This is a genomic window from Flavobacterium sp. UBA2787, assembly GCA_002352205.1.
Taxonomy (GTDB): Bacteria; Bacteroidota; Bacteroidia; order Flavobacteriales; family Flavobacteriaceae; genus Flavobacterium.
On record DEHZ01000010.1, the window covers coordinates 573,298 to 596,563 of the forward strand.

At 34.5% G+C, this 23,266-nt stretch carries 13 protein-coding genes and 3 tRNA genes; 7 read left to right on the forward strand and 9 right to left on the reverse strand.

What is annotated here, in order from left to right; all coding sequences use genetic code 11:
* Positions 1-59 precede the first annotated feature (59 nt).
* A complete protein-coding gene (gene thrA, locus B4N66_RS09225) occupies positions 60-2,507 on the reverse strand; it encodes a bifunctional aspartate kinase/homoserine dehydrogenase I (RefSeq protein WP_291094160.1) in 2,448 nt (815 codons plus the stop codon).
* A 269-nt stretch (positions 2,508-2,776) separates the two neighbouring features.
* Between thrA and B4N66_RS09230 the strand changes: the two genes are divergently transcribed.
* Positions 2,777-4,273 carry an NAD(P)H-hydrate dehydratase gene (locus tag B4N66_RS09230; RefSeq protein WP_291094162.1) on the forward strand — a complete coding sequence of 499 codons (1,497 nt, stop codon included), beginning with the start codon at positions 2,777-2,779 and terminating at the stop codon, positions 4,271-4,273.
* A gap of 58 nt (positions 4,274-4,331) precedes the next feature.
* Here B4N66_RS09230 and B4N66_RS09235 read toward each other — a convergent pair whose 3' ends face one another.
* Positions 4,332-5,711, reverse strand: a complete 1,380-nt coding sequence (locus tag B4N66_RS09235; protein WP_291094163.1) for a TlpA family protein disulfide reductase — start codon at positions 5,709-5,711, stop codon at positions 4,332-4,334.
* A gap of 123 nt (positions 5,712-5,834) precedes the next feature.
* On the opposite strand from B4N66_RS09235, the gene hutH reads away from it, so the two are divergent.
* Positions 5,835-7,334, forward strand: coding sequence for a histidine ammonia-lyase (gene hutH / locus B4N66_RS09240; protein WP_291094165.1), 1,500 nt, complete (start codon positions 5,835-5,837; stop codon positions 7,332-7,334).
* A 39-nt stretch (positions 7,335-7,373) separates the two neighbouring features.
* On the opposite strand, the gene rimK is transcribed toward hutH, so the two are convergent.
* Both rimK and B4N66_RS09250 read right to left on the reverse strand, forming a co-directional pair.
* Positions 7,374-8,744, reverse strand: coding sequence for a 30S ribosomal protein S6--L-glutamate ligase (rimK, locus tag B4N66_RS09245; RefSeq protein ID WP_291094166.1), 1,371 nt, complete (start codon positions 8,742-8,744; stop codon positions 7,374-7,376).
* An 89-nt stretch (positions 8,745-8,833) separates the two neighbouring features.
* The gene (locus tag B4N66_RS09250) at positions 8,834-11,383 is read right to left on the reverse strand and encodes an ATP-dependent Clp protease ATP-binding subunit (protein WP_291094167.1); all 2,550 of its coding nucleotides are present in this window, start codon (positions 11,381-11,383) and stop codon (positions 8,834-8,836) included.
* Positions 11,384-11,642: 259 nt separating this feature from the next.
* Between B4N66_RS09250 and gyrA the strand changes: the two genes are divergently transcribed.
* Complete coding sequence (gene gyrA / locus B4N66_RS09255; protein WP_291094168.1) at positions 11,643-14,213, forward strand: DNA gyrase subunit A; 2,571 nt, start codon at positions 11,643-11,645, stop codon at positions 14,211-14,213.
* 24 nt (positions 14,214-14,237) lie between these two features.
* Positions 14,238-15,509: a tetratricopeptide repeat protein gene (locus tag B4N66_RS09260; RefSeq protein ID WP_291094169.1), complete on the forward strand. Its 1,272-nt coding sequence runs from the start codon at positions 14,238-14,240 to the stop codon at positions 15,507-15,509.
* A gap of 49 nt (positions 15,510-15,558) precedes the next feature.
* Here B4N66_RS09260 and B4N66_RS09265 read toward each other — a convergent pair whose 3' ends face one another.
* Together B4N66_RS09265 and B4N66_RS09270 are read right to left on the reverse strand one after the other, a co-directional pair.
* A complete protein-coding gene (locus tag B4N66_RS09265) occupies positions 15,559-16,320 on the reverse strand; it encodes a C40 family peptidase (RefSeq protein WP_291094170.1) in 762 nt (253 codons plus the stop codon).
* Between the two features lie 19 nt (positions 16,321-16,339).
* On the reverse strand, positions 16,340-17,518 hold the full coding sequence (locus B4N66_RS09270; RefSeq protein ID WP_291094171.1) for an acetyl-CoA C-acyltransferase: 1,179 nt from the start codon (positions 17,516-17,518) through the stop codon (positions 16,340-16,342).
* 290 nt (positions 17,519-17,808) lie between these two features.
* On the opposite strand from B4N66_RS09270, the gene B4N66_RS09275 reads away from it, so the two are divergent.
* The 3 genes from B4N66_RS09275 (at position 17,809) to B4N66_RS09285 (ending at position 18,054) form a co-directional block, all read left to right on the forward strand.
* Positions 17,809-17,892, forward strand: a tRNA-Ser gene (locus B4N66_RS09275).
* 8 nt (positions 17,893-17,900) lie between these two features.
* Positions 17,901-17,978, forward strand: a tRNA-Pro gene (locus B4N66_RS09280).
* Positions 17,979-17,980: 2 nt separating this feature from the next.
* Positions 17,981-18,054, forward strand: a tRNA-Arg gene (locus B4N66_RS09285).
* A gap of 439 nt (positions 18,055-18,493) precedes the next feature.
* On the opposite strand, the gene B4N66_RS09290 is transcribed toward B4N66_RS09285, so the two are convergent.
* The 3 genes from B4N66_RS09290 to B4N66_RS09300 form a co-directional block, all read right to left on the reverse strand.
* Positions 18,494-19,243: a hypothetical protein gene (locus B4N66_RS09290; RefSeq protein WP_291094172.1), complete on the reverse strand. Its 750-nt coding sequence runs from the start codon at positions 19,241-19,243 to the stop codon at positions 18,494-18,496.
* Positions 19,244-19,729: a glycine-rich domain-containing protein gene (locus B4N66_RS09295; RefSeq protein WP_291094173.1), complete on the reverse strand. Its 486-nt coding sequence runs from the start codon at positions 19,727-19,729 to the stop codon at positions 19,244-19,246.
* 289 nt (positions 19,730-20,018) lie between these two features.
* A complete protein-coding gene (locus tag B4N66_RS09300) occupies positions 20,019-23,087 on the reverse strand; it encodes a DUF4397 domain-containing protein (protein WP_291094174.1) in 3,069 nt (1,022 codons plus the stop codon).
* Positions 23,088-23,266 lie beyond the last annotated feature (179 nt).

Genomic DNA, 23,266 nt, shown 5'->3' on the forward strand with positions numbered 1-23,266 from the left:
AAATTAGCAGAAACCAACAACTTTAAACTATTTAAACAACATTAAACTTTTAAACAATTCTATACATTTCCAATCCGAATCACATCCGCAAAAATACCAGAAGCAGTCACTGCTGCACCGGCACCGGCTCCTTTGATTATCAACGGTTGATCTACATAGCGATCGGTGAAAAATTCAACTATATTATCTTTTCCTTCCAAATTGTAAAACGGACTTTCCTTTGGAATAAATTGTAAACCAACACTGGCTTTTCCGTTATCGAATTTAGCAACAAATTTCAAACGACAATCTTTTTCTTTCGCTTCTTTCAATAAATTCTCAAAATGACTCGAGTGTTTGATTAAGGATTTGAAAAAGTCGTCATTAGTTGTGGTTTCCATACATTCTTTTGGTAAAAACGAAATATTTTCAATGTCTTCCATTTCCATTTGATAACCGCTTTCGCGAATAAGAATAAGAATTTTGCGAGCTACATCAACGCCACTTAAATCAATTTTTGGGTCGGGTTCGGTGAAACCTTGCACACCGGCTTCTTTCACAACATCGTGAAAAGTATAGGTTTCGCTAAAATTATTAAAAATAAAGTTTAAACTTCCTGATAAAACCGCTTGAATTTTATGAATTCGATCACCCGAAGCTATCAAATGTTTGAGCGTATCAATAATTGGTAAACCCGCACCTACATTCGTTTCAAACAAAAAGGGAGCATTGTATTTTCGCGATAAGCGTTTTAGATTCAAATAATTATCATAGTCTGAAGAACAAGCAATTTTGTTGCATGTTACCACCGCAATATTTTTACGAAGATAATGTTCGTAGGTTTTAGAAACTTCAGTATTTGCCGTAATATCAACAAAAATGCTATTGCGAAGATTAAGAGCTTTTGTTTTTTCAATAAAATCAGCTTTTGAAGCTTTTTCACCATTATCTAACGCTGTTTTCCAATCTTTTAATGAAATTCCTTCTTCATCAAAAACCATTTTTCTGGAATTGGAAAGTGCAATAACCCGCAGATTTATTTTTAAATTTTCCTTTAAGAATTTCTTTTGTTGATGAATTTGTTCTATGAATTTTTCGCCCACATTACCAACACCCATTACAAATAAATTTAACTGCTTGGTTTGTTCTTCAAAAAAGCGTTCGTGTAATGTATTCAATGCTTTTTTTACATCATTTTCATTGATTACCACAGAAATGTTTCGCTCTGAAGCACCTTGAGCAATGGCACGAATATTTACATTATTTTTACCTAAAGTACTAAACATTTTCCCACTAATTCCTTGGTGGTTTTTCATTTGTTCGCCTACCAAAGCCACGATGCATAAATCTTTTTCAACGATACACGGATTTATCTTTTGCTGAGCAATTTCCAATTCAAAGATTTTATCAATTGAATTTTTTGCCAAATCCGCATCCGCATTCAAAATTCCGATACAAATGGAGTGTTCTGAAGAAGCTTGTGTGATAAAAATGACATTAATGGAATGATTAGATAATACTTCAAATAATCGTTTAGAAACTCCGGCAACACCTACCATTCCAGAACCTTCTAACGTTATTAAACTGATTTTATCGATATGCGAAATTCCTTTAATCGGATTTCCGTTCGGATTGGATTCAGAAGAAATAAACGTTCCAAAAGCTTCCGGTTCAAACGTATTTTTTATCCAAATCGGAATATTTCTACTCAAAACCGGTTGGATTGTAGGCGGATAAAGCACTTTTGCTCCAAAATGAGACAATTCCATCGCTTCTTCGTAGGTGATTTTTTCAATCGGTTGAGCTTGCTTTACTATTTTCGGATTGGCTGTAAACATTCCGTTCACATCTGTCCAAATTTCAAGCTCTTTTACTTTTAAGGCTGCTGCTACAATTGCTGCGGTATAATCGGAACCACCACGGCCTAAAGTAGTCGTATTGTTGCTCATAGATGAAGCAATAAAACCGGGAATAACAATAACTTGAGCAGAATGATCGGAAAAATAATTACGAATATTTTTGTTTGTTATTTCAAAATAAACTTCAGCTTTTCCAAAATTATTATTGGTTTTAATGAGTTCTCGACTGTCTTTAAAACTGCTATTTGCTACTTTTTGTTTCATCGCTTCAGCAATTATGTAAGATGATAATAATTCACCAAAACTCACAATCATATCTGAAGTACGAGCAGTCAATTCGCCTAATAAATAACAACCATCCAACAACGTTTCTAAATAGGAAATGTTCTTTTTACAATAATGTAATAAAGCTGTTTGTTCGTTTGCGGGAACTAATTCTTTAATGGCTTCGAGATGTTTTTTCTCAATTTGTAAAACAACATCGCGATACGAGTCATCTTTTGAAGCTGCTTTTTGAGCTGCTAACAAAAGTAAATCCGTTACACCACTAAAAGCAGAGACTGCCACGATAAGTTTATCTTCTTTTGATTTTTGTTCAACAATTTCGAGAACTAACTTTATATTTTGAGGATTGGCAACCGAAGTTCCGCCGAATTTTAATACCTTCATTTGATTATTTTTTACTGAAAAACATAGATTTTATTTTATTCTTTCGAATAAGCATAGATGCGGATGATATGTGAAAATTATACCCCGAATGGGGTTGTTGTTGAAGAAGATGTGCCAAAAGAAAATCCGTTCAACGAATTGAAGGATGGATTTAAATAAAATATGTTCTTTTGTGATTTCATCTGAAACAAATGTAATAAATTTACCTTAAGAAAAAAGTAAATTTAAACTTTTACGAATACTTCAATAAACTTTCAAATCTGATATGGATGAAAATATTTAATGCAGAAAAAATCAAAGAACTTGACAAATTGACAATTGGAAAGCAACAAATTACATCTTTAGAATTGATGGAAAAGGCGGCTTTGCAAGCTTTTTTATGGTTAGTAAACCATTTTCACGATAAAAAAACGGTTTACCACATTTTTTGTGGAGTAGGAAATAATGGTGGAGACGGATTGGTAATTGCCCGATTGCTAAAGCAAAATTATTTTGATGTTCATGTGTATATTGTTCCTTTTAATGAAAATTTTTCAGCTGATTTTAATTCAAATCTTGGCCGTTTAAAGGAATGCAACCTGGGCTATGAAGTGATTAGTGAAGCTACGGAATTTCCTGATATTGCTGAAAATCACATTATTATTGATGCTATTTTCGGAATTGGATTAACCAGAGAATTAGCGGGTTGGATTCAAAAACTCATTCAAAAAATAAACTATCATCAATCATATAAAGTTTCCATTGATGTTCCATCCGGATTATTTTTAGAGAAAAGGACAATGATCGCCATTCATTCGGATGTGGTACTGACTTTTCAATTACCAAAACTGGCTTTTTATCTTCCGGATAATGAAAATTTTATTAGCGATGTTATTTTACTACCAATTGATTTAGATGAAAAATCCATTGAATCCATTCCTACCAATTATTATTACACGGATTTAAATAAAATAAAAAAGCGTTACAAACCAATTTCAAAATTTTCACACAAAGGAACACAAGGTCACGTTTTGCTGATTGGCGGTTGTTTTGGTAAAATTGGAGCGATGGTTTTGGCATCGCAAGCAGCTTTGAGATCCGGCTGTGGTTTAGCAACGGTTTTTATTCCTAAATGTGGTTATGAAATTATGCAAACAGCCACTCCTGAAGCAATGGTTATGACCGATGAAAATTACCATAAAATAACCAACATTGAATTTAATTTTCAACCAAAAGCAATAGGTATTGGGATGGGAATTGGTCAAGATGCAGAAACTACAGAAGCTTTTCATCATTTTTTAAAAAACAATTCCATTCCGTTGGTGATTGATGCGGATGCATTAAATATTCTTTCTGAGAATCAAGATTGGTTAAGTTTATTACCTAAAAACTCAATTTTAACACCTCATCCCAAAGAATTAGAACGACTTATTGGAATGTGGGAAGACGATTTTGATAAAATTGAAAAAGTAAAAATGTTTGCAAAAATGTACCATTTAATTGTTTTAATTAAAGGAGCTTTTACTTTAATTATAGATGAAAAAAATGTTTATGTCAATTCTTCGGGAAATCAAGCATTGGCAACCGGTGGAAGTGGAGACGTACTGTCGGGAATGATTACAAGTTTTCGTGCTCAAGGATATTCTGCTGTTGATGCCGCACTTTTAGGGGTTTATTTTCATGGACGAACGGCTGATATTGCTATGAATGATATGGGTTATGAAGGTTTTATAGCTTCTGATATCATAAAGTATCTAGGTAAAGTATTTTTGGAGTTGAAAAAGTAAACCATTTAGAAACTAAGTTAATTTCTAAATGGTTTAAAAATAAGTAAGATGATTGAAATTACAACCCAACTTCCTTCAACAATTCTTTTAATTTGGCATCAGAAGGTCGAGGAGCATCGGCATTGACAATTTTACCTTCAGTATCTAATAAGATGAATCTTGGAATTCCGTCGATGGCATAATTCTTCACAAAATCAGATTTCCAGTCGTTATCTGCAAATAACTGAATCCCTTTCAATTCTTTGTCAGCCACCATTTTTTTCCATTTTTCATAGTCTTTTTTATCATCAATTGAAATGCTTACAAATTCGATGTTTTTTCCATGGTATTCTTTTTCAACTTCTTTTAAAGCCGGAATTTCTCCAATACAAGGTCCGCACCAAGTGGCCCAAACATCAATGTAAACGAATTTTCCTTTCAAACTTTCCAAAGAAGTTTTTCCACCATTTATATTTTCATAATCAAAAGTAGGAGAGGGTAAACCTTTGGCAATATTTTTTAAGATTTCAAATTTTTCTGTTAGTTTATCTTTATACTCTTCATCAATTGAATAACTCAGCATTTCTTTGTAAACAGCTTCTAAATTTGGAGTTGTACCATTCAATTCATACATCATATTTTTGACCATTTCACTTTGAATGAGTTTGCTTTTGATTGTTTTTAAAGTAGCAAAACCTTTTTCAATAGGTGTTTTTGTAGAGTCTGCTTCGGCATACATTTTTTCAGAAAAGTGGCTTCCGCTTAAATTACGATAGGAATTGGAGAATTTAAATAATTCTTCATTATCCAAAGAAAAATCATCACCAACTTTTGGAAAACTTTCTGAAGCTTTGAATTCTCTATTGTCAGTAAAGTATCCGTGATAAGACGGATATTGTTCATACAATTTTAAAACATGATAATCGGCATCTAATTTTTCGAGTTTTACAAAATTTTGATTGGTTAACTTTGCTTCATCCAATGTTTTTAAAATTTCTTTTTTGTACAATTCATTTTTTTCAATAAATGCTTTTTCATCTAAAGTGAATAACGGTTTAACACCTTCCATATCATTCATTTTGCCATAAATCGATTCAATTACTTGATGTTTTTTAGACATAAAATTATTTTCATCAGAACCACTTCCTTTGAAAGTAAATGATTTTTCAAACTCTTCCATATTGTTTTCGATATTCAATTGAAATCCGTTTTCCAAATAAATGAAACGCTGCTTTTCATCATTTAAAATCAACGAATAAAGTCCGTCATAATCCAATTCCAGCGTGTCTGAAAATGTTCCGTCTTCATTAAGATTAATTTCTTTTGAAAAATTCAACCCTTCTAATTTGATGGTTTTTGACTCAGCGTTTGCAATTTTTCCTGAAAAGGTGGTTATAATTTCTTTATCCTGACAAGAAATAAAGCAAATTACAGATAGTAATGCGATAATTTTTTTCATCATATAATTGTTTAGTTTCTCAAAAGTAAGAAATTCAATTCACAATTTGTTATTAAAAAAACCACAATTATGTTGCATTTATGCAAACGTTTGCGGAATTTTGAAACCTCAACCAAACAATAAATGGACCATTATCATTATATCAGTTCCGACCTACTTTCGTTGGAAACTATCAATCAAATTATACTTGAAAATAAATCGCTGGCTTTATCGGAAGAAGCGAAAGTCAACATTCAGAAATGCCGTGATTATTTAGATAAGAAAATGCAATCGCAAACCGATCCAATTTATGGTATAAATACCGGATTTGGGTCTTTGTGTAATGTGAAAATTTCAAATGAAAATCTTTCACAACTTCAAGAAAATCTAGTGAAATCGCATGCATGTGGAACAGGTGATGAAGTTTCGAATTCGATTGTAAAGTTGATGTTATTACTTAAAATTCAATCATTAAGTTATGGAAATTCAGGCGTTCAATTAGAAACGGTTGAGCGATTGATAGAATTTTTCAACAATGATGTATTACCAATAATTTATACGCAAGGTTCTTTAGGTGCTTCGGGCGATTTGGCTCCGTTAGCACATTTGAGTTTACCATTGTTAGGTGAAGGTGAAGTATATTTTGAAGGGAAAAAAGTCCATTCTAAAGAAGTTCTCGCTCATTTTAATTGGAAACCTATCGTTTTACAATCCAAAGAAGGTTTGGCATTGTTGAACGGAACGCAGTTTATGAGTGCTTATGGTGTTCATATTTTATTAAAATCGTATAAATTATCCTATTTGGCCGATTTAATTGGAACCATTTCTTTAGAAGGTTTTGATGGTCGAATTGATCCGTTTAACGAATTGATTCACTTGGTTCGTCCGCACAAAGGGCAAATTGAAACCGCTCAGCGAATCACTGATTTTTTAGATGGAAGTCAAATTATCAGTCAAAAGAAAACGCACGTTCAAGATCCGTATTCTTTCCGATGTATGCCGCAAGTTCACGGAGCTTCAAAAGATACAATGGATTATGTGCGAAGAGTTTTTCGAACAGAAATCAATTCTGTAACCGATAATCCAAATGTTTTTGTAGGCGAAGATATTATCGTTTCAGGTGGAAATTTCCACGGACAACCATTAGCTTTGGCATTAGATTTTCTTGGAATTGCGTTAGCAGAGTTAGGAAGTATTTCGGAAAGAAGAACCTATCAATTGATTTCCGGTCTTCGTGGATTACCTGCATTTTTAGTGGATAATCCAGGGTTGAACTCCGGTTTTATGATTCCGCAATACACGGCTGCGAGTATCGTAAGTCAGAACAAACAATTAGCAACTCCGGCCAGTATTGATAGTATTGTTTCCAGTAACGGACAAGAAGATCACGTGAGTATGGGTGCGAATGCGGCAACAAAATGTTTTAAAATAATTGAAAATTTAGAACGCATTTTGGCTATTGAATTGATGAATGCTTCGCAAGCCATTGAGTTTAGAAGACCATTGAAATCCAGTGAGTTTATTGAGCAATTTATCGCTTCTTATCGAACAGAAGTTCCGTTTGTAAAAGAAGATCGTATTTTGCATTATGACATTGAAAACTCTATTGCTTTTTTGAGGAGTTTTGAGATAGAAATTGATTAAAAAAAGAATCCCAAAAACATTACGCTTTTGGGATTTTTTTTATTTCACCTTAAAATTCTTCTCAATCGCCTTAATCATTTCACCCGCAATATCTTTATTGGTTGCACCTTCAATTCCTTCTAAACCGGGAGACGAATTTACTTCCAACAAAAGTGGTCCTTTACTCGAACGGATAATATCAACTCCGGCAACTTTTAAACCCATCGCTTTAGCAGCTTTAACAGCAATAATTTTTTCTTCACGTGTTGGTTTGATAACCGAAGCCGTTCCACCTAAATGAATATTGGCTCTGAATTCTCCTGCCAATGCTTCGCGTTGAATGGTCGCTACTACTTTTCCATCAATCACAAATAAACGCAAATCTTTTCCATTAGCTTCTTTGATGAATTCTTGTACTAAAATGTTTGCATTCAGACTTTTAAAAGCATTAATAACACTTTCTGCTGCTTTTTTAGTTTCGGCCAAAACAACTCCTTTTCCTTGCGTTCCCTCTAAAAGTTTGACAATTAAAGGTGTTCCGCCAACCATTTTTATTAAATCATCGGTATCTAAGGGTGAATTGGCAAATCCGGTGGTTGGGATGTCAATTCCGTTATTCAAAAGCAATTGCAACGAATATAATTTATCTCGCGACTGCGTAATTGCAGAAGAAGAATTTAAACAAAAAATCTTTAACGCTTCAAATTGACGCGTCAACGCACAACCATAAAAGGTAATATTCGGACGAATTCGCGGAATGACAGCATCCAATTCATTCAAAACTTTTCCACCTCGGTAATGAATTTCGGGCGTGTCGGCATCTAATTTCATATAACATTCTTTGATGTTTAAAAATTGCATTTCGTGACCACGGCGTTCACCGGCTTCCATAATTCGTTTGTTGCTGTAAAGTTCAGGATTGCTGGCTAAAAGTCCGATTTTTAAACCTGAACGCTCTTTTAAAACATCCGGATATAAGTCTTTTAATTTATCGGTTGAATTATCTCCTAACAAATATTTCCTTTCCGGATCAACCATCGCTCGTCCGCTCATCGCTTCGCGACCTAACAACATTCGGAATCCCATTGAATCTCGATTAGTCAACGTCATTTCAATCGTCCAATTGGATTCTCCCAATTGCAATTGCGTTTGAATTACAAAACGTTGCTCACGAAATCCGCTTGAACTTTTTACTACTCGTTTGTCGATTAAAGGAGCTTGACAATGAATGATGGTTTTGACATTATTCTGAATCGGATTAATATCAAATTTCACCCAATGTTCACCTTCTTTAATAAACGGACTGATGTTGATGGCGTGTAGGGCAGAGGTTTTGGCTCCGGAATCTACTCGGGCTTTGATAGTTGGAATTCCTAATTCTGGGAAAGAACACCATTCTTCGCTACCTAAAATTAATTTGTTGTCTAACATTGTTTTTAATTGATGGAATAAAAAAAGCCACGAATTCACAAATAGTTTTACTTTAATTCGTGAATTCGTGGCTTACAATTTTGTTATGTTTAACTTGTTGGTTTCTCTGCTTTTTGAACTTTTACATTCAATTCTTGAGCATCGTCTTCAATATCCATAAAGATTTCGTCACCTTCTCCAATTTTGGAAGTGATAATTTCTTCGGCTAATGAATCTTCAACATATTTTTGAATGGCTCTTTTTAATGGTCGTGCTCCAAATTGCTTATCAAAACCTTTATCAGCAATAAATGCTTTAGCTTTATCTGATAAATTCAACGTATAACCTAAATCTTTAATTCGAGCATATAATTTTTTCAATTCGATTTCGATGATTAAATCGATGTGTTCTTTTTCTAAAGCATTAAACACAATCACATCATCAATACGATTCAAAAATTCAGGAGCGAAAGTTTTCTTTAACGCATTCTCAATCACACTTTTCGAATGATCATCTGCTTGCGAAACTTTTGCCGCAGTACCAAATCCAACACCTTGACCAAAATCTTTCAATTGACGAGCTCCCACATTGGAAGTCATAATGATAATGGTATTTCTAAAATCGATTTTTCGACCTAAACTGTCCGTTAAATAACCATCATCTAACACTTGCAACATCATATTGAATACGTCGGGATGAGCTTTTTCAATTTCATCTAATAACACAACACAATACGGTTTGCGACGTACTTTTTCGGTTAATTGACCACCTTCTTCGTAGCCAACATATCCCGGAGGAGCTCCGACTAATCTGGAAATTGCAAATTTTTCCATGTATTCACTCATATCAATACGAACCAAAGCATCTTCAGAATCGAATAATTCTTTCGCTAAAACTTTCGCTAATTGTGTTTTTCCAACACCGGTTTGACCTAAGAAAATGAACGAACCAATCGGACGGTTCGGATCTTTCAATCCGGCACGATTACGTTGAATTGAACGGGCAATTTTCATCACTGCTTCGTCTTGACCAATAACTTTTCCTCTGATTAATTCCGGTAAATGAGCCAATTTATTACTTTCAGTTTGAGCAATTCTGTTTACAGGAATTCCGGTCATCATTGAAACAACATCGGCAACATTATCTTCCGTTACGGTGATTCTGTTGTTTTTAGAATCAATTTCCCATTGTTCTTGAGCAATTGCTAAATCTTTTTCGATGCGTTTTTCATCATCACGCAACTTAGCTGCTTCTTCATATTTTTGTTTTTTAACGACAGTGTTTTTCAATTCACGAACATCTTCCAATTGTTTTTCGAGTTCCAAAATTTGTTTCGGAACTTCGATGTTGGTGATGTGAACGCGTGAACCGGCTTCGTCTAACGCATCAATCGCTTTGTCCGGTAAGAATCGATCAGACATATAACGACTGGTCAATTTCACACAAGCATCAATCGCTTCAGGCGTATACGTCACACTGTGGTGATCTTCGTACTTACCTTTAATATTATTCAAAATTGTAATTGTTTCTTCAATCGTAGTAGGCTCAACAATTACCTTTTGAAAACGTCTTTCTAATGCACCGTCTTTTTCAATATATTGACGGTATTCATCTAACGTTGTAGCACCAATACATTGAATTTCGCCTCTGGCTAAAGCGGGTTTAAACATATTCGAAGCATCTAACGAACCAGTTGCTCCACCTGCACCTACAATCGTATGAATTTCATCTATAAACAAAATAATGTCATCGTTTTTTTCCAATTCATTCATCACCGCTTTCATTCTTTCTTCAAACTGTCCGCGGTATTTTGTTCCGGCAACTAAACTGGCCAAATCAAGCGTAACTACTCGTTTGTTGAATAAAATTCGGGATACTTTCTTTTGTATGATTCGCAACGCTAAACCTTCGGCAATGGCAGATTTACCAACACCTGGTTCACCAATTAAAAGCGGATTATTTTTCTTTCTTCGGCTTAAAATTTGTGAAACACGTTCGATTTCTTTCTCACGACCCACAACCGGGTCAAGTTTTCCTTCTTCGGCTAACTCAGTTAAATCACGTCCAAAATTATCTAAAACAGGTGTTTTTGATTTTTTATTGGTTTTACTTCCGGGATTATTAAAGTTACCTTCTTTCAAACTGTCATCTTGTCCTGAATCTTCATTAAAAGATTCGTTTTTTGGAAAGCTGTCAGTATATTCGTCTTCGTTGTTATTCGGTATCATATTCAAATATTGTTCTTTCGCTATATCGTAATCGATTTTTAGCTTGTTAAGTAATTTTGTTGTCGGATCGTTCTCGTTCCTTAAAATACAAAGCAAAAGATGTGCAGTACTGATGGAAGAACTCTGAAAAACTTTGGCTTCCAAAAAAGTAGTTTTTAACGCTCTTTCCGCTTGACGGGTAAGGTGAAGATTCTTTTTTTCGTTACCCACTTCAGCATTTGGGTTAGGCGGACTAAGTATTTCTACTTTCTTACGTAAATATTCTAAATCAATATCTAAATTGCTCAAAATAGTGATTGCTTTACCATTTCCGTCTCTCAAAATTCCTAGCATCAAATGCTCAGTCCCAATAAAGTCGTGCCCTAAACGCAAGGCTTCTTCTTTACTGTACGTGATTACATCTTTGACTCTTGGAGAAAAATTATCATCCATAGCAGTTCTTTTTAAAGGTAAATTTACTAAATATGGTTGGTAAATGCAAAAACTATTCCCATTCATATCTACTGTCAGCTAATTGACAAAAAATATTTGAATTATGAAAGTTAAAGTTACGTTTAATTATTAACCAAAAAACACCTCATTTTTGTTAATAAATCATTGAAATTAGTTCGATAAAAAGCTTTCAAAAAGTACAGAAATCCGTATATTAGCACGTTTTGAAATAATTATAATTTTTAACCAATAAATACATATGTCTGAAGGAGAAAAGTTGATTCCTATTAACATCGAGGACGAAATGAAATCAGCGTACATCGATTATTCGATGTCAGTAATTGTGTCACGTGCATTGCCGGATGTTAGAGATGGTTTAAAGCCTGTACACCGTAGAGTACTTTACGGAATGTATGATTTAGGAGTTTTTTCGAATAGAGCTCACAAGAAATCCGCTAGAATTGTCGGAGAAGTTTTAGGTAAATATCACCCACACGGAGATACATCTGTTTATGATGCAATGGTTCGTATGGCTCAAGAATGGAGCTTACGTTATCTTTTAGTTGATGGTCAAGGTAACTTTGGATCGGTGGATGGAGATAGTCCGGCGGCGATGCGTTATACGGAAGCCAGAATGCAAAAGATTTCGGAAGAAATTATGGCCGACATCGAAAAAGAAACCGTAGATTTTCAATTGAATTTTGATGATACTTTATATGAGCCAAAAGTAATGCCAACTAAAGTTCCTAATCTTTTGATTAATGGAGCTTCGGGTATTGCAGTTGGTATGGCAACAAATATGCCGCCTCACAATCTTACTGAAGTTGTTAATGGAACATTGGCTTACATTGACAATAATGAAATCGAGATTGATGAATTGATGGAACACATCAAAGCTCCCGATTTCCCAACTGGCGGAATCATTTATGGTTATGAAGGTGTTCGTGAAGCCTTCAAAACAGGTCGTGGTCGTATTGTGATGCGTGCCAAAATTGCTTTTGAAGAAAGTAATGGAAAAGATGCTATCATTGTAACCGAAATTCCATATCAGGTCAACAAGGCTGATATGATTAAGAAAACGGCCGATTTAGTTAATGATAAAAAAATTGAAGGTATTTCAAATATCCGTGATGAATCGGATAGAAACGGAATGCGAATTGTATACGAATTAAAACGTGATGCAGTTCCGAATGTGGTTTTGAATACCTTATATAAATTCACACAATTACAATCATCGTTTAGCGTAAATAACATTGCGTTAGTAAATGGTCGTCCGCAAATGTTGAATCTAAAAGAATTGATTCATTATTTTGTTGAACACCGTCACGATGTAGTGGTTCGTAGAGCTAAATTCGATTTGCGTAAAGCAGAAGAAAGAGCTCACATTTTAGAAGGTTTAATCATTGCTTCAGATAATATTGATGAAGTAATTGCTTTGATTAGAGGTTCGAAAGATGGTGATGAAGCTCGTACAAAATTAATCGAACGATTCTCATTATCCGAAATTCAAGCTCGTGCGATTGTTGAAATGCGTTTGCGTCAACTTACCGGCCTTGAGCAAGATAAATTGCGTGCCGAGTACGAAGAAATTATGAAATTGATTACGCATTTAAGAGAATTATTGGCTAATAAAGATTTGAGAATGCAAGTGATCAAAGATGAATTGGTTGAAATTCGCGATAAATATGGTGATGAAAGACGTTCTGTAATTGAATATGCCGGTGGTGATGTAAGTATTGAAGATTTAATTGCCGATGAAAATGTGGTAATTACTATTTCACATGCCGGATATATTAAACGTACAAACTTATCGGAATACAAAACACAAAATAGAGGAGGAGTTGGACAAAAAAGTGCAGGAACAAGAGATCAAGATTTCTTAGAACATTTATTTGTGGCAACAAATCACCAATACATGTTATTCTTTACTCAAAAAGGAAAATGTTTCTGGATGAGGGTTTATGAAATTCCGGAAGGAAGCAAAACTTCGAAAGGAAGAGCGATTCAAAACTTGATCAACATCGAAAATGATGATAAAGTAAAAGCGTTCATTTGTACTCAAGATTTGAAAAATGAAGAGTACATTAATAGTCATTACGTGATTATGGCAACTAAACAAGGTCAGGTTAAAAAGACGTTGTTAGAGCAATATTCACGTCCGAGAGTGAACGGAATTGCCGCTATTACTATTAAGGAAGACGATGAATTGCTAGAAGCAAAATTAACCAACGGAAAAAGTCAAATTTTAGTGGCTGTAAAATCCGGTAAATTGGTTCGTTTCGAAGAAAGTAAAACACGTCCAATGGGAAGAGGAGCTTCGGGTGTTCGCGGAATTACCTTAGCGGATGAGAAAGATGAAGTGATTGGCATGGTTTCTGTAAATGATATGAGCAGTGAGATTTTGGTAGTATCCGAAAATGGTTATGGAAAACGTTCTTCATTAGAAGATTATCGAATCACAAACCGTGGAGGAAAAGGAGTAAAAACCCTTAATATTACTGATAAAACAGGAAGATTAGTTTCGATTAATAGTGTGACTGATGCGGATGATTTGATGATTATCAACAAGTCAGGATTAACCATCAGAATGGAAGTTTCTGATTTAAGAGTAATGGGTAGAGCTACACAAGGTGTCCGATTAATTAACATTAAAGGAAATGATTCAATCGCTGCAGTAACGAAAGTTATGAAAGAAGAAGCTGCAGAAGAAGTAGAGTTTGAAGATGTAAGTGCAGCCGTTCTAGAAGGTGATTCAGCTACAACAGAGACTACTGATTTTGATGATGATACTGATGAAAAAACAGAAGAAAACGAAGAAACCCAAGAATAATTATTAACTAAAATTTGATTTACAATGAAAAGTAGATACATCATCTCCGCTTTTGCTTTGATGTTAAGTTTGGGCAGTTATGCACAAAAAGATCAATTGAAAGCGTTAGAGAAAGCGATTAAAAATTTTGAACCAACTGCAGTTAAAAATGCTTTGTCAGCTGCAGAAGGTGTTATTGCTAATGCAACTGACCAAGAAAAAGCTCAATTTTATTTTTTGAAAGGAAATGCATTGTTAGAATTAGCTAACAAAAACATTCAAACCGGAAATAATTTAAAGAATGCAGCAAAATCTTATCAGGATTTGTTGTCAACTGAAAAGAAAATCGGGAAGAAAAAATATTCAGAACAAGCAGAAAATTCATTGACAGAAGTTAAAAACAAATTAATAAATTCTGCCATTAAAGACAGCGATGAAAAAAGATTTAAAGAAAGTGCAGAAAAATTATATGACGCTTATCTTTTAAATCCTAAAGACACAATTAATCTTTATTATGCTGCTAGCAGTGCAGTTAACGGAAAAGAATTCGATTTAGCTTTTTCTTATTATGAAAAGTTGAAAGCATTGAATTACTCTGGAAAAGGTGTTGGCTATTATGCAAAAAGTGTCATAAATGGTCAAGAAGAGGCTTTTCCAACTAAGCAAGATCGTGATAATTCTGTAAAATTAAAAGTACATACAGACCCAAGAGATGAAAGTATCCCTTCAAAAAGAGGTGAGATTTTTAGAAATTATGCCCTTATTTTAGTTGAAAAAGGAGAAAAGGAAAAAGCTTTGCAGGCCATATTAGAAGCGAAAAAAGACAATCCGGAAGACACTTCTTTAGCATTGACTGAAGCTAATTTATATTTAGATTCAAAAGATTACACGTCATATAAAAGAGTGATTGAAGAAGTTTTACAAAAATCTCCAAATGATGCCGATTTGTATTTTAATCTAGGTGTAATTTCAGGAACAGCTAATAATCCTGCTGATGCTGAAAAATATTACTTAAAAGCCATTGAGATCAATCCAAAATATTCAAACGCTTATTTAAATTTAGCGATTGTAAAACTTGATAGCGATACAAAACTTGTAGAAGAAATGAATGGTTTAGGAAATTCTGCCAAAGACAACAAACGCTATGAAGAACTAAAACGTCAACGTGAAAAAGTTTTTAGTGATGCTTTACCTTATTTAGAAAAAGTTGTTGAATTATCTCCTGATAATTTAGATGCAAAACAAACGCTTTTAAATGTTTATACATCGTTAGATATGACAGATAAGTATAAAGCTTTAAAGGCTACAATGAACTAAAATAACATTTTGTAAAACAAAAAATCCCGATGTAACAATCGGGATTTTTTTATATGATTTTTTTAATAACCCTAAGTTTATGTGTATGTCGATTCGTTTCCGCATTATAAATCCCTAAGTGATCTAAACGATCAATTCTGACTTTTCCACTAGCGTGTATGATATAATTGTCATTCATGATAATACCAACATGAATAATTTTACCATCTTCATTATCAAAAAAAGCTAAGTCGCCTGGTTCACTTTCCTCTATAAAACTTAACGCTTCTCCTTGTGTAGATTGTTGTGATGCATCGCGAAGTAGTCTATATCCATTTAATTTATAAACCATTTGTGTAAAACCAGAACAATCAATACCAAAAGGTGTTTTTCCACCCCACAGATAAGGGGCATTCAAATACATATAAGCAGTTTTGATCAACTCGTTTTTAGGCTTTATTCCTGTGACTTTTAATCCTTCGAACTCAAAACTATTCGTATTTATTCCTTCGAAGTTTAAAAATGATAAAGAAGCACCTATTGGAATTGGAATAAGTGAATCATCCTTAGTAGTTACATACTCTACTAAATCATGATTTAAAATCAAAGCACTATTTGAAATTTCGATAAAATCACTTTCTGAAATAATCTGACATTGTTTAGAATCTATCCAACCTTCATAATTATCATACTGCAAACGTATTTTAAACCACTGTTTAAGTTGTTCGATTACTTCGAAATGTTCTCCAAATAATACCTGCGAAACTTGCTCGCTTCGGTCATTTGGTTCAATTCTGAGTGGAATAATGGCTAAATTGCAGATTCCGTACATGAAATTTACTGTTTCTTGATTATGCTCTTTCGATTACAATTGCCGATGCACCACCGCCACCGTTGCAAATTGCAGCAGCTCCAAGTTTAGCATTGTTTTGTTGTAATACATTTAGCAAAGTAACAATAATTCTTGCACCCGAGCAACCCAGTGGATGACCTAATGAAACTGCACCTCCATTTACGTTCATTTTGGCACTATCAAGCCCTAATATTTTTGCGTTGGCCAAACCAACCACAGAGAACGCTTCATTAAATTCAAAATAATCAACGTCACTTATGGAAATGCCGGCTTTGTCTAATGCTTTTGGTAAAGCTTTTGCTGGAGCAGTTGTAAACCATTTTGGTTCATGAGCAGCGTCTGCATAACTTTTAATGAATGCTAATGGCTTTAATCCTAAAGAATGTGCTTTTTCTTCACTCATTAATATTAAAGCTGCAGCACCGTCGTTTATTGTTGAAGCATTAGCAGCCGTAACTGTCCCCTCTTTTGTGAAAGCAGGATTTAGACTAGGTATTTTATCTAATTTTACATTTGTAAATTCTTCGTCTTTTGAAACAATTATCGGTTCACCTCTTCGTTGTGGAACTGCGACTGGAACAATTTCCGAATCAAATTTTCCTTCAGACCATGTTTTTGCAGAACGCTCATACGATTGAATAGCGAATGCATCTTGCTCTTCTCTTGAAATTTTATATTCAGATGCACATAAATCGGCACTCACACCCATGGCATTATTGTCATACGCATCAGTTAAACCATCTTTTTGCATGCCGTCTACCATTGTTGTTGGTCCGAATTTATATCCATTACGCAAATGAACGTAGTGTGGAATCAAACTCATGTTTTCCATACCACCTGCAACAACAACATCGGCATCACCGGATTGAATGGCTTGTGCACCCTGCATAACGGCTTTCATTCCAGAAGCACAAACTTTATTAACAGTTGTACAAGGAACAGTGTTAGGTAATCCGGCTAAAATGGCAGCTTGTCTTGCGGGAGCCTGACCAACTCCGGCTTGCACAACATTACCCATTAGTACTTCATCAACATGTTTTGGATCTAAATTTATTTTTGCTAATGCTCCTTGAATGGCAATTGCTCCTAATTGTGATGCAGTTACAGTGGATAAACCTCCCATAAAACTACCAATTGGTGTTCTAACTGCAGAAACTATGACTACTTTTTTATTCATAACTGAGTTTACGTTTGTTTATGTTGCGAAATTAACTATTTTACAGCTATTTTTAGCACAAAAATTATATTTTTTATAATTTTTGATTGAAGCGATGTGGATGTTGTTTTTACTATTATTTGGTAAAGTCATACAATAATATTTTTTTGACAATTTGTCTATGTAATTGACTTTTAAGTGATTTTAAACTAAAGCAAAAAAAATATTAAAAAAACATGATAAATACTTGTAAACTAAAGAATGAAAAGCTACATTTGCAACCGCAAAAAAGTTAAGTTCTTTGCAGAATAGGAGAGGTGCCGGAGTGGTAACGGAGCAGATTGCTAATCTGTCGACGGGTAACTGTCGCCAGGGTTCGAGTCCCTGTCTCTCCGCTTTTTTTCGGGGTGTAGCGTAGCCCGGTTATCGCGCCTGCTTTGGGAGCAGGAGGCCGCAGGTTCGAATCCTGCCACCCCGACCAATGGCCCAGTAGCTCAGCTGGATAGAGCAACTGCCTTCTAAGCAGTAGGTCTCAGGTTCGAATCCTGACTGGGTCACATTGAACCATCTGATTTTTCAGGTGGTTTTTTTGTTTTTAGTACTTTTATTTTTCGCATGAAAGTTAGCAAGACTCGAAGTTTTTGACTGAATCTACTTTTTATGATTAGTAAGTCTTTAATTATTTATACTCGACTACAATAAAAACACTCAATTTTAGAGAAAATAGCTACCCACATAAAAATATTTAAGAAAAGAATAATTCCGCAACAAAATGTAATCTTTGATTTATTTTGTAAATATTTTTTTAGGTGATAACCAAGAAAAAATATTGCAAGAGTAACAGAAATAAATAGTATTGAATCTACTTTACTATTGTGCCAATTCGCTAATTCTTGCATCCATGGAATTAGTTGGTATCCGGTATAATTCAGGAGAAATAAGAATAGTACATATATGGTGATATTTTGATTTTTCATAAATTGTAGTAGATTTATTTCAGCCACATCCTCCGCAACCTCCACATCCTCCACATCCGCTGTTGCTGCTACAACCACTATCAAAATTTGACGAGTAATTATCAAAACTCCATCCACAACCCGAACAACCAGTTTCATCTGATATAATTTCTTTCCTTTTCATTTCATTTGCTAAATCAGAATCAATCTGATCTAAAAGGTCATAATTTATATTCTCCAGCAGAAAAATATTTCCGCCGATCAATTTTATAAGTTCAATTGCTTTTTGATTTTCGATAGTGTTTATACTTGCTACTTCAGAATTGAGATTTTGAATTTCTTTTTTCACTTTTTGCTTTAATTCTTTTCCATATTTAGTTAGACTATATCTATTAAATATTGTTTGAAAAATATTTTGAGAGAAACATTTTTTTAAGGTTGGCGTTTTGATTAGTTCATTTTTGAAATAAGATAAGTTTTTTGATTTTTGATAACTAACTTTTACTAAATTTCTGAAAAGCATTTCAATTGAATTATCATTTTCGTATGTTGATAAAAAGAATTTTTCGTGATTTTTGGATTTATAGTTTTTAAAATTTTGTCCAATTCCTACATATTTATAAATTCTAATTTTATGCCGAAAGTGGGGTTGTCTTTGAACTTCAAAAGTTTTTAGAACCTGTTTTAAAATTAAATCTATAAAAGTTATTTTTAAAAGTTCTTTGTGAGTAACATTCTCTTTTGTTAAAATGTAAACTTCAGCCGGAGTTAGTTCTGATAAATACTTCATTTAAAAAGGTTTTTTGATAACCCAATTTTTCTTCAAATTTACTCTTCTAAAATTTATTTCTGAAAATCTAATTTCGCTTGTTGGCCAAATGTCTATTGGGGTTTCTGTTTTGAAAGTTTCCAAATAAAATTCTTTGGTTTTTTCGTACCAATTTGTGTATTTGCTTGTTTCTGTTTCTCCACCTTTTGTAGGTCCGTGATGAATTTTTCTGTTTAAAGTATTTTCACAAAAATCGTCCCAATATGACTGAGTGTAAAGCAAATGTAAATGCCAAACCTGATCAACTTGATCTGATGGTGTAAGTGGATGATTTGAAATTGTTAAAAGAAAAATGAATTTTTTGTATTCCAAAATTGTTCGAACTGAATATTCTATTGTCCATCCATTTTCTCTTGCAAGTCTGTCTGTAAAACTTAATGGAATATCGGGTTCGTCTAATTCAAAATTTTTGATTTTATTCCAACGGATAAGGTCTTCTTCATTCATATTTTCTTTTAATATCTCTATTTTTGAAACAAATAATTTTCAACTAAAATACAATAATTCCTTATATAGCATCAAAATTTTAAATTATTCATCAATTTCTTCTCTAGTGATCACAACGCATGAGGGATAGCAGTGGAAAGCCCACAGCCATGATGGAGCTTGCGGAGTTATGGCGAGGACTTGCAACGGATAGCCCGACCCGCAGTTTACGGAGGGGCATGCCCAAAATATAAAATCGAAAGGCCATCATTGCTGATGACCCTTCAATAACTATTGGTTTGAAAAATGCTTAGTTTTTAACAAACTTTTGATTAAAACTAAGATCGTTGAGGGTAGTATTCATAATATACATACCACTATTTAAATCGCTTACGTCAATATTATTTGGGTTTGAAACGGTTTTAACTTGTCTTCCGCTTAGGTCGTAAATTGTTGCTTTGAAATTTTCGTAGTCAAATGGAATGGAAAGAGTTATTGTTTCTCTTGCCGGATTTGGATATAATGAAACGGAATTCAAATCAAAATTATTTACACTTAATGGTATTTGCGGAAGTGGAATTAAATCACCACCCGAAGCCAAAGCAACCCATAATCCGAATGCTGGTCCATTACTGTTGACTGAGGGATCAAGGAAACCACTAGCTAACACAGTAATCGCTGCACCGTTTAATCCTAATGTTTGGAGTGGAGCTTGGTAAGAAGCTACTGTTACTGTTCCGGTTGCATCGCGAACGTCTAACGTAAAATCCAAGTTTGGTAATTCTAAATAACCTTGAAATTCAGGGAAAGAAATATTATCTACAATTGTTCCGGCTGGTAAAGAAGTTTCTACCACATCAACCGTTGGAGCATCTGGCGAACCATGGTTTACTAAAACATCTGTATTAGCAGAACTTGAAGCCGCTTCACGACCTTGAGCATATACATTGATGGCGAAGTTTGGACCTACGGAATATCCGGTTGGACTCACAATTCCGTTGGCAACTAAAATATACGTTTCACCTTCAGTTAAATTTGCTGTAAGGTTATACAAACTTTCAGCAGAGGAAGTGCTTGTTGACGGAGCGATATCAATACTTAAATCAACTCCGGCAGGTACATCGATAAATGGAGTAGCCGTTCTGAAAGCGAAATCATTTAATAATAATTCATCATTCACATACACATCCACCAAAGCAGCAGCTAAATCAGGAGAGTTGTGAATAGCTTGTAAACGAGCTGTTGGTGTTTCTACTAATGGTAATGGAATCAAATCACCACCCGAAGCCAAAGCAACCCATAATCCGAATGCTGGTCCATTACTGTTGACTGAGGGATCAAGGAATCCACTTGCTAACACAGTAATAGCTGCACCGTTTAATCCTAATGTTTGGAGTGGAGCTTGGTAAGAAGCTACTGTTAATGTTCCGGTTGCATCGCGAACGTCTAATGTAAAATCCAAGTTTGGTAATTCTAAATAACCTTGAAATTCAGGGAAAGAAATATTATCTACAATTGTTCCGGCTGGTAAAGAAGTTTCTACCACATCAACCGTTGGAGCATCTGGCGAACCATGGTTTACTAAAACATCTGTATTAGCAGGACTTGAAGCCGCTTCACGACCTTGAGCATACACATTGATGGCGAAGTTTGGTCCTACAGAATATCCAGTTGGACTCACAATTCCGTTGGCAACTAAGATATACGTTTCACCTTCGGTTAAATTTGCTGTAAGGTTATATAAACTTTCAGCAGAGGAAGTACTTGTTGACGGAGCGATATCAATACTTAAATCAACTCCGGCAGGTACATCGATAAATGGTGTAGCAGTTCTAAAGGCGAAATCGTTCAAAAGTAATTCATCATTCACATACACATCCACCAAAGCAGCAGCTAAATCAGGCGAGTTGTGAATAGCTTGTAAACGAGCTGTTGGTGTTTCTACTAATGGTAATGGAATTAAATCACCACCTGTTGCTTTTGCTACCCAAAGTCCAAAAGAAGGACCATCACTATTTGCTGATGGATCAAGGAAGCCACTAGCTAAAACAGTAATTGCATCTAATTCTAAAAATAAGTCCGCTAATGGAGCTGAATAGGTTGCAACGGTAACAGTTCCTGTTTCATCCCTAACATCTATTATATAATTGTTTGTCGGAAGTTCTAAATAATCTGAAAAACTTCCATAGCTAAGATTGTCAACTAACGTTCCGGCTGGAACAGAAGTTTCTACTACATCAACAGTTGGAGCATCAGTTGAACCATGAAATACAATTACATCTGTTGTATCTTCTACGGCGGTTCCTTCACGACCACCAACTAAAACATTTAATGCGAATGCTTGGTTGGGTGCATAGCCTGAACCAGAAACAATTCCGTTGGCTATAATGATGTATGTTTCACTTGGTTCTAATGTTGCAGTTAAATTATATAAACTTTCTGCTGAAGAAGTACTTGTTGAAGGAGCAACATCAATACTTAAAGCAATTCCGGCAGGTACATCAATGAATGGAGTCGCTGTTCTAAAAGCAAAATTATCTAACAACAATTCATCATTTACATAAACATCAACAGTAGATGCAGCTAAATCAGGGGAGTTGTGAATTACTTGTAATCTAGCAGTAGGATTATGAAAAAGTGGAAGTGGAATCAAATCACCACCAGAGGCTAGTGCAACCCACAACCCAAATGCAGGACCATCACTATTTACAGAAGGATCTAAAAATCCACTTGCCAAAACAGTTACGGCATCAGTTTCTAAAAATAAATTGGCTAAAGGAGCAGAATAGGTTTCAACCGTAGCTGCACCGGTTTCATCACGAACAGCCAGTACATAGTTGCTTGTTGGCAATTCTAAATAATTTGAAAAACTGCCATAGGAAATATCATTTACGATAGTTCCGGCAGGTACAGCCAATTCAACTACATCCACAGTTGGTGCGTCTGGTGAACCGTGCATCACTAAAACATCGGTGTTGTTTTCAACAGCAGTTCCTTCTCGTCCACCTACATAAACATTTAGTGCGAAGGGTTGGTTTGGAGAATAACCTGTTGGAGAAACAATACCATTTGCAACAATAATGTAGGTTTCAAATTCCTCTAATGTTGTGGTTAGGTTGTACAAACTTTCAGCAGAAGAGGTGCTTGTTGAAGGAGCAATGTCGATACTCAATTCAACTCCGGCAGGTGCATCAATAAATGGTGTGGCGGTTCTAAAATGAAAATCATTTAATAGTAACACACCATTCAAATAAACATCTACAGAAGATGCTGCTAGGTCTGGCGAGTTGTGAATAACTTGCACTCTCGCAGTTTGTGCTAGGCTAATACTACTAAAGAAAAGTAAACATAACCAAGTTAATTTAGTAATTTTTTTCATAGTTTTATGTTTTTTGTTTAATGTTATAAAATTAATAATAAACAAAATATGAAATAGTATTTTAACTTTATTTAGCATGTTTTTAACAGTTGTTTCTTGACCTTAAATACTTGTTAAATAATTAGTTAGTGATATTTTACATAGTTTTTTTACGGTTGTGTAGGGAATTTTACTCAAAT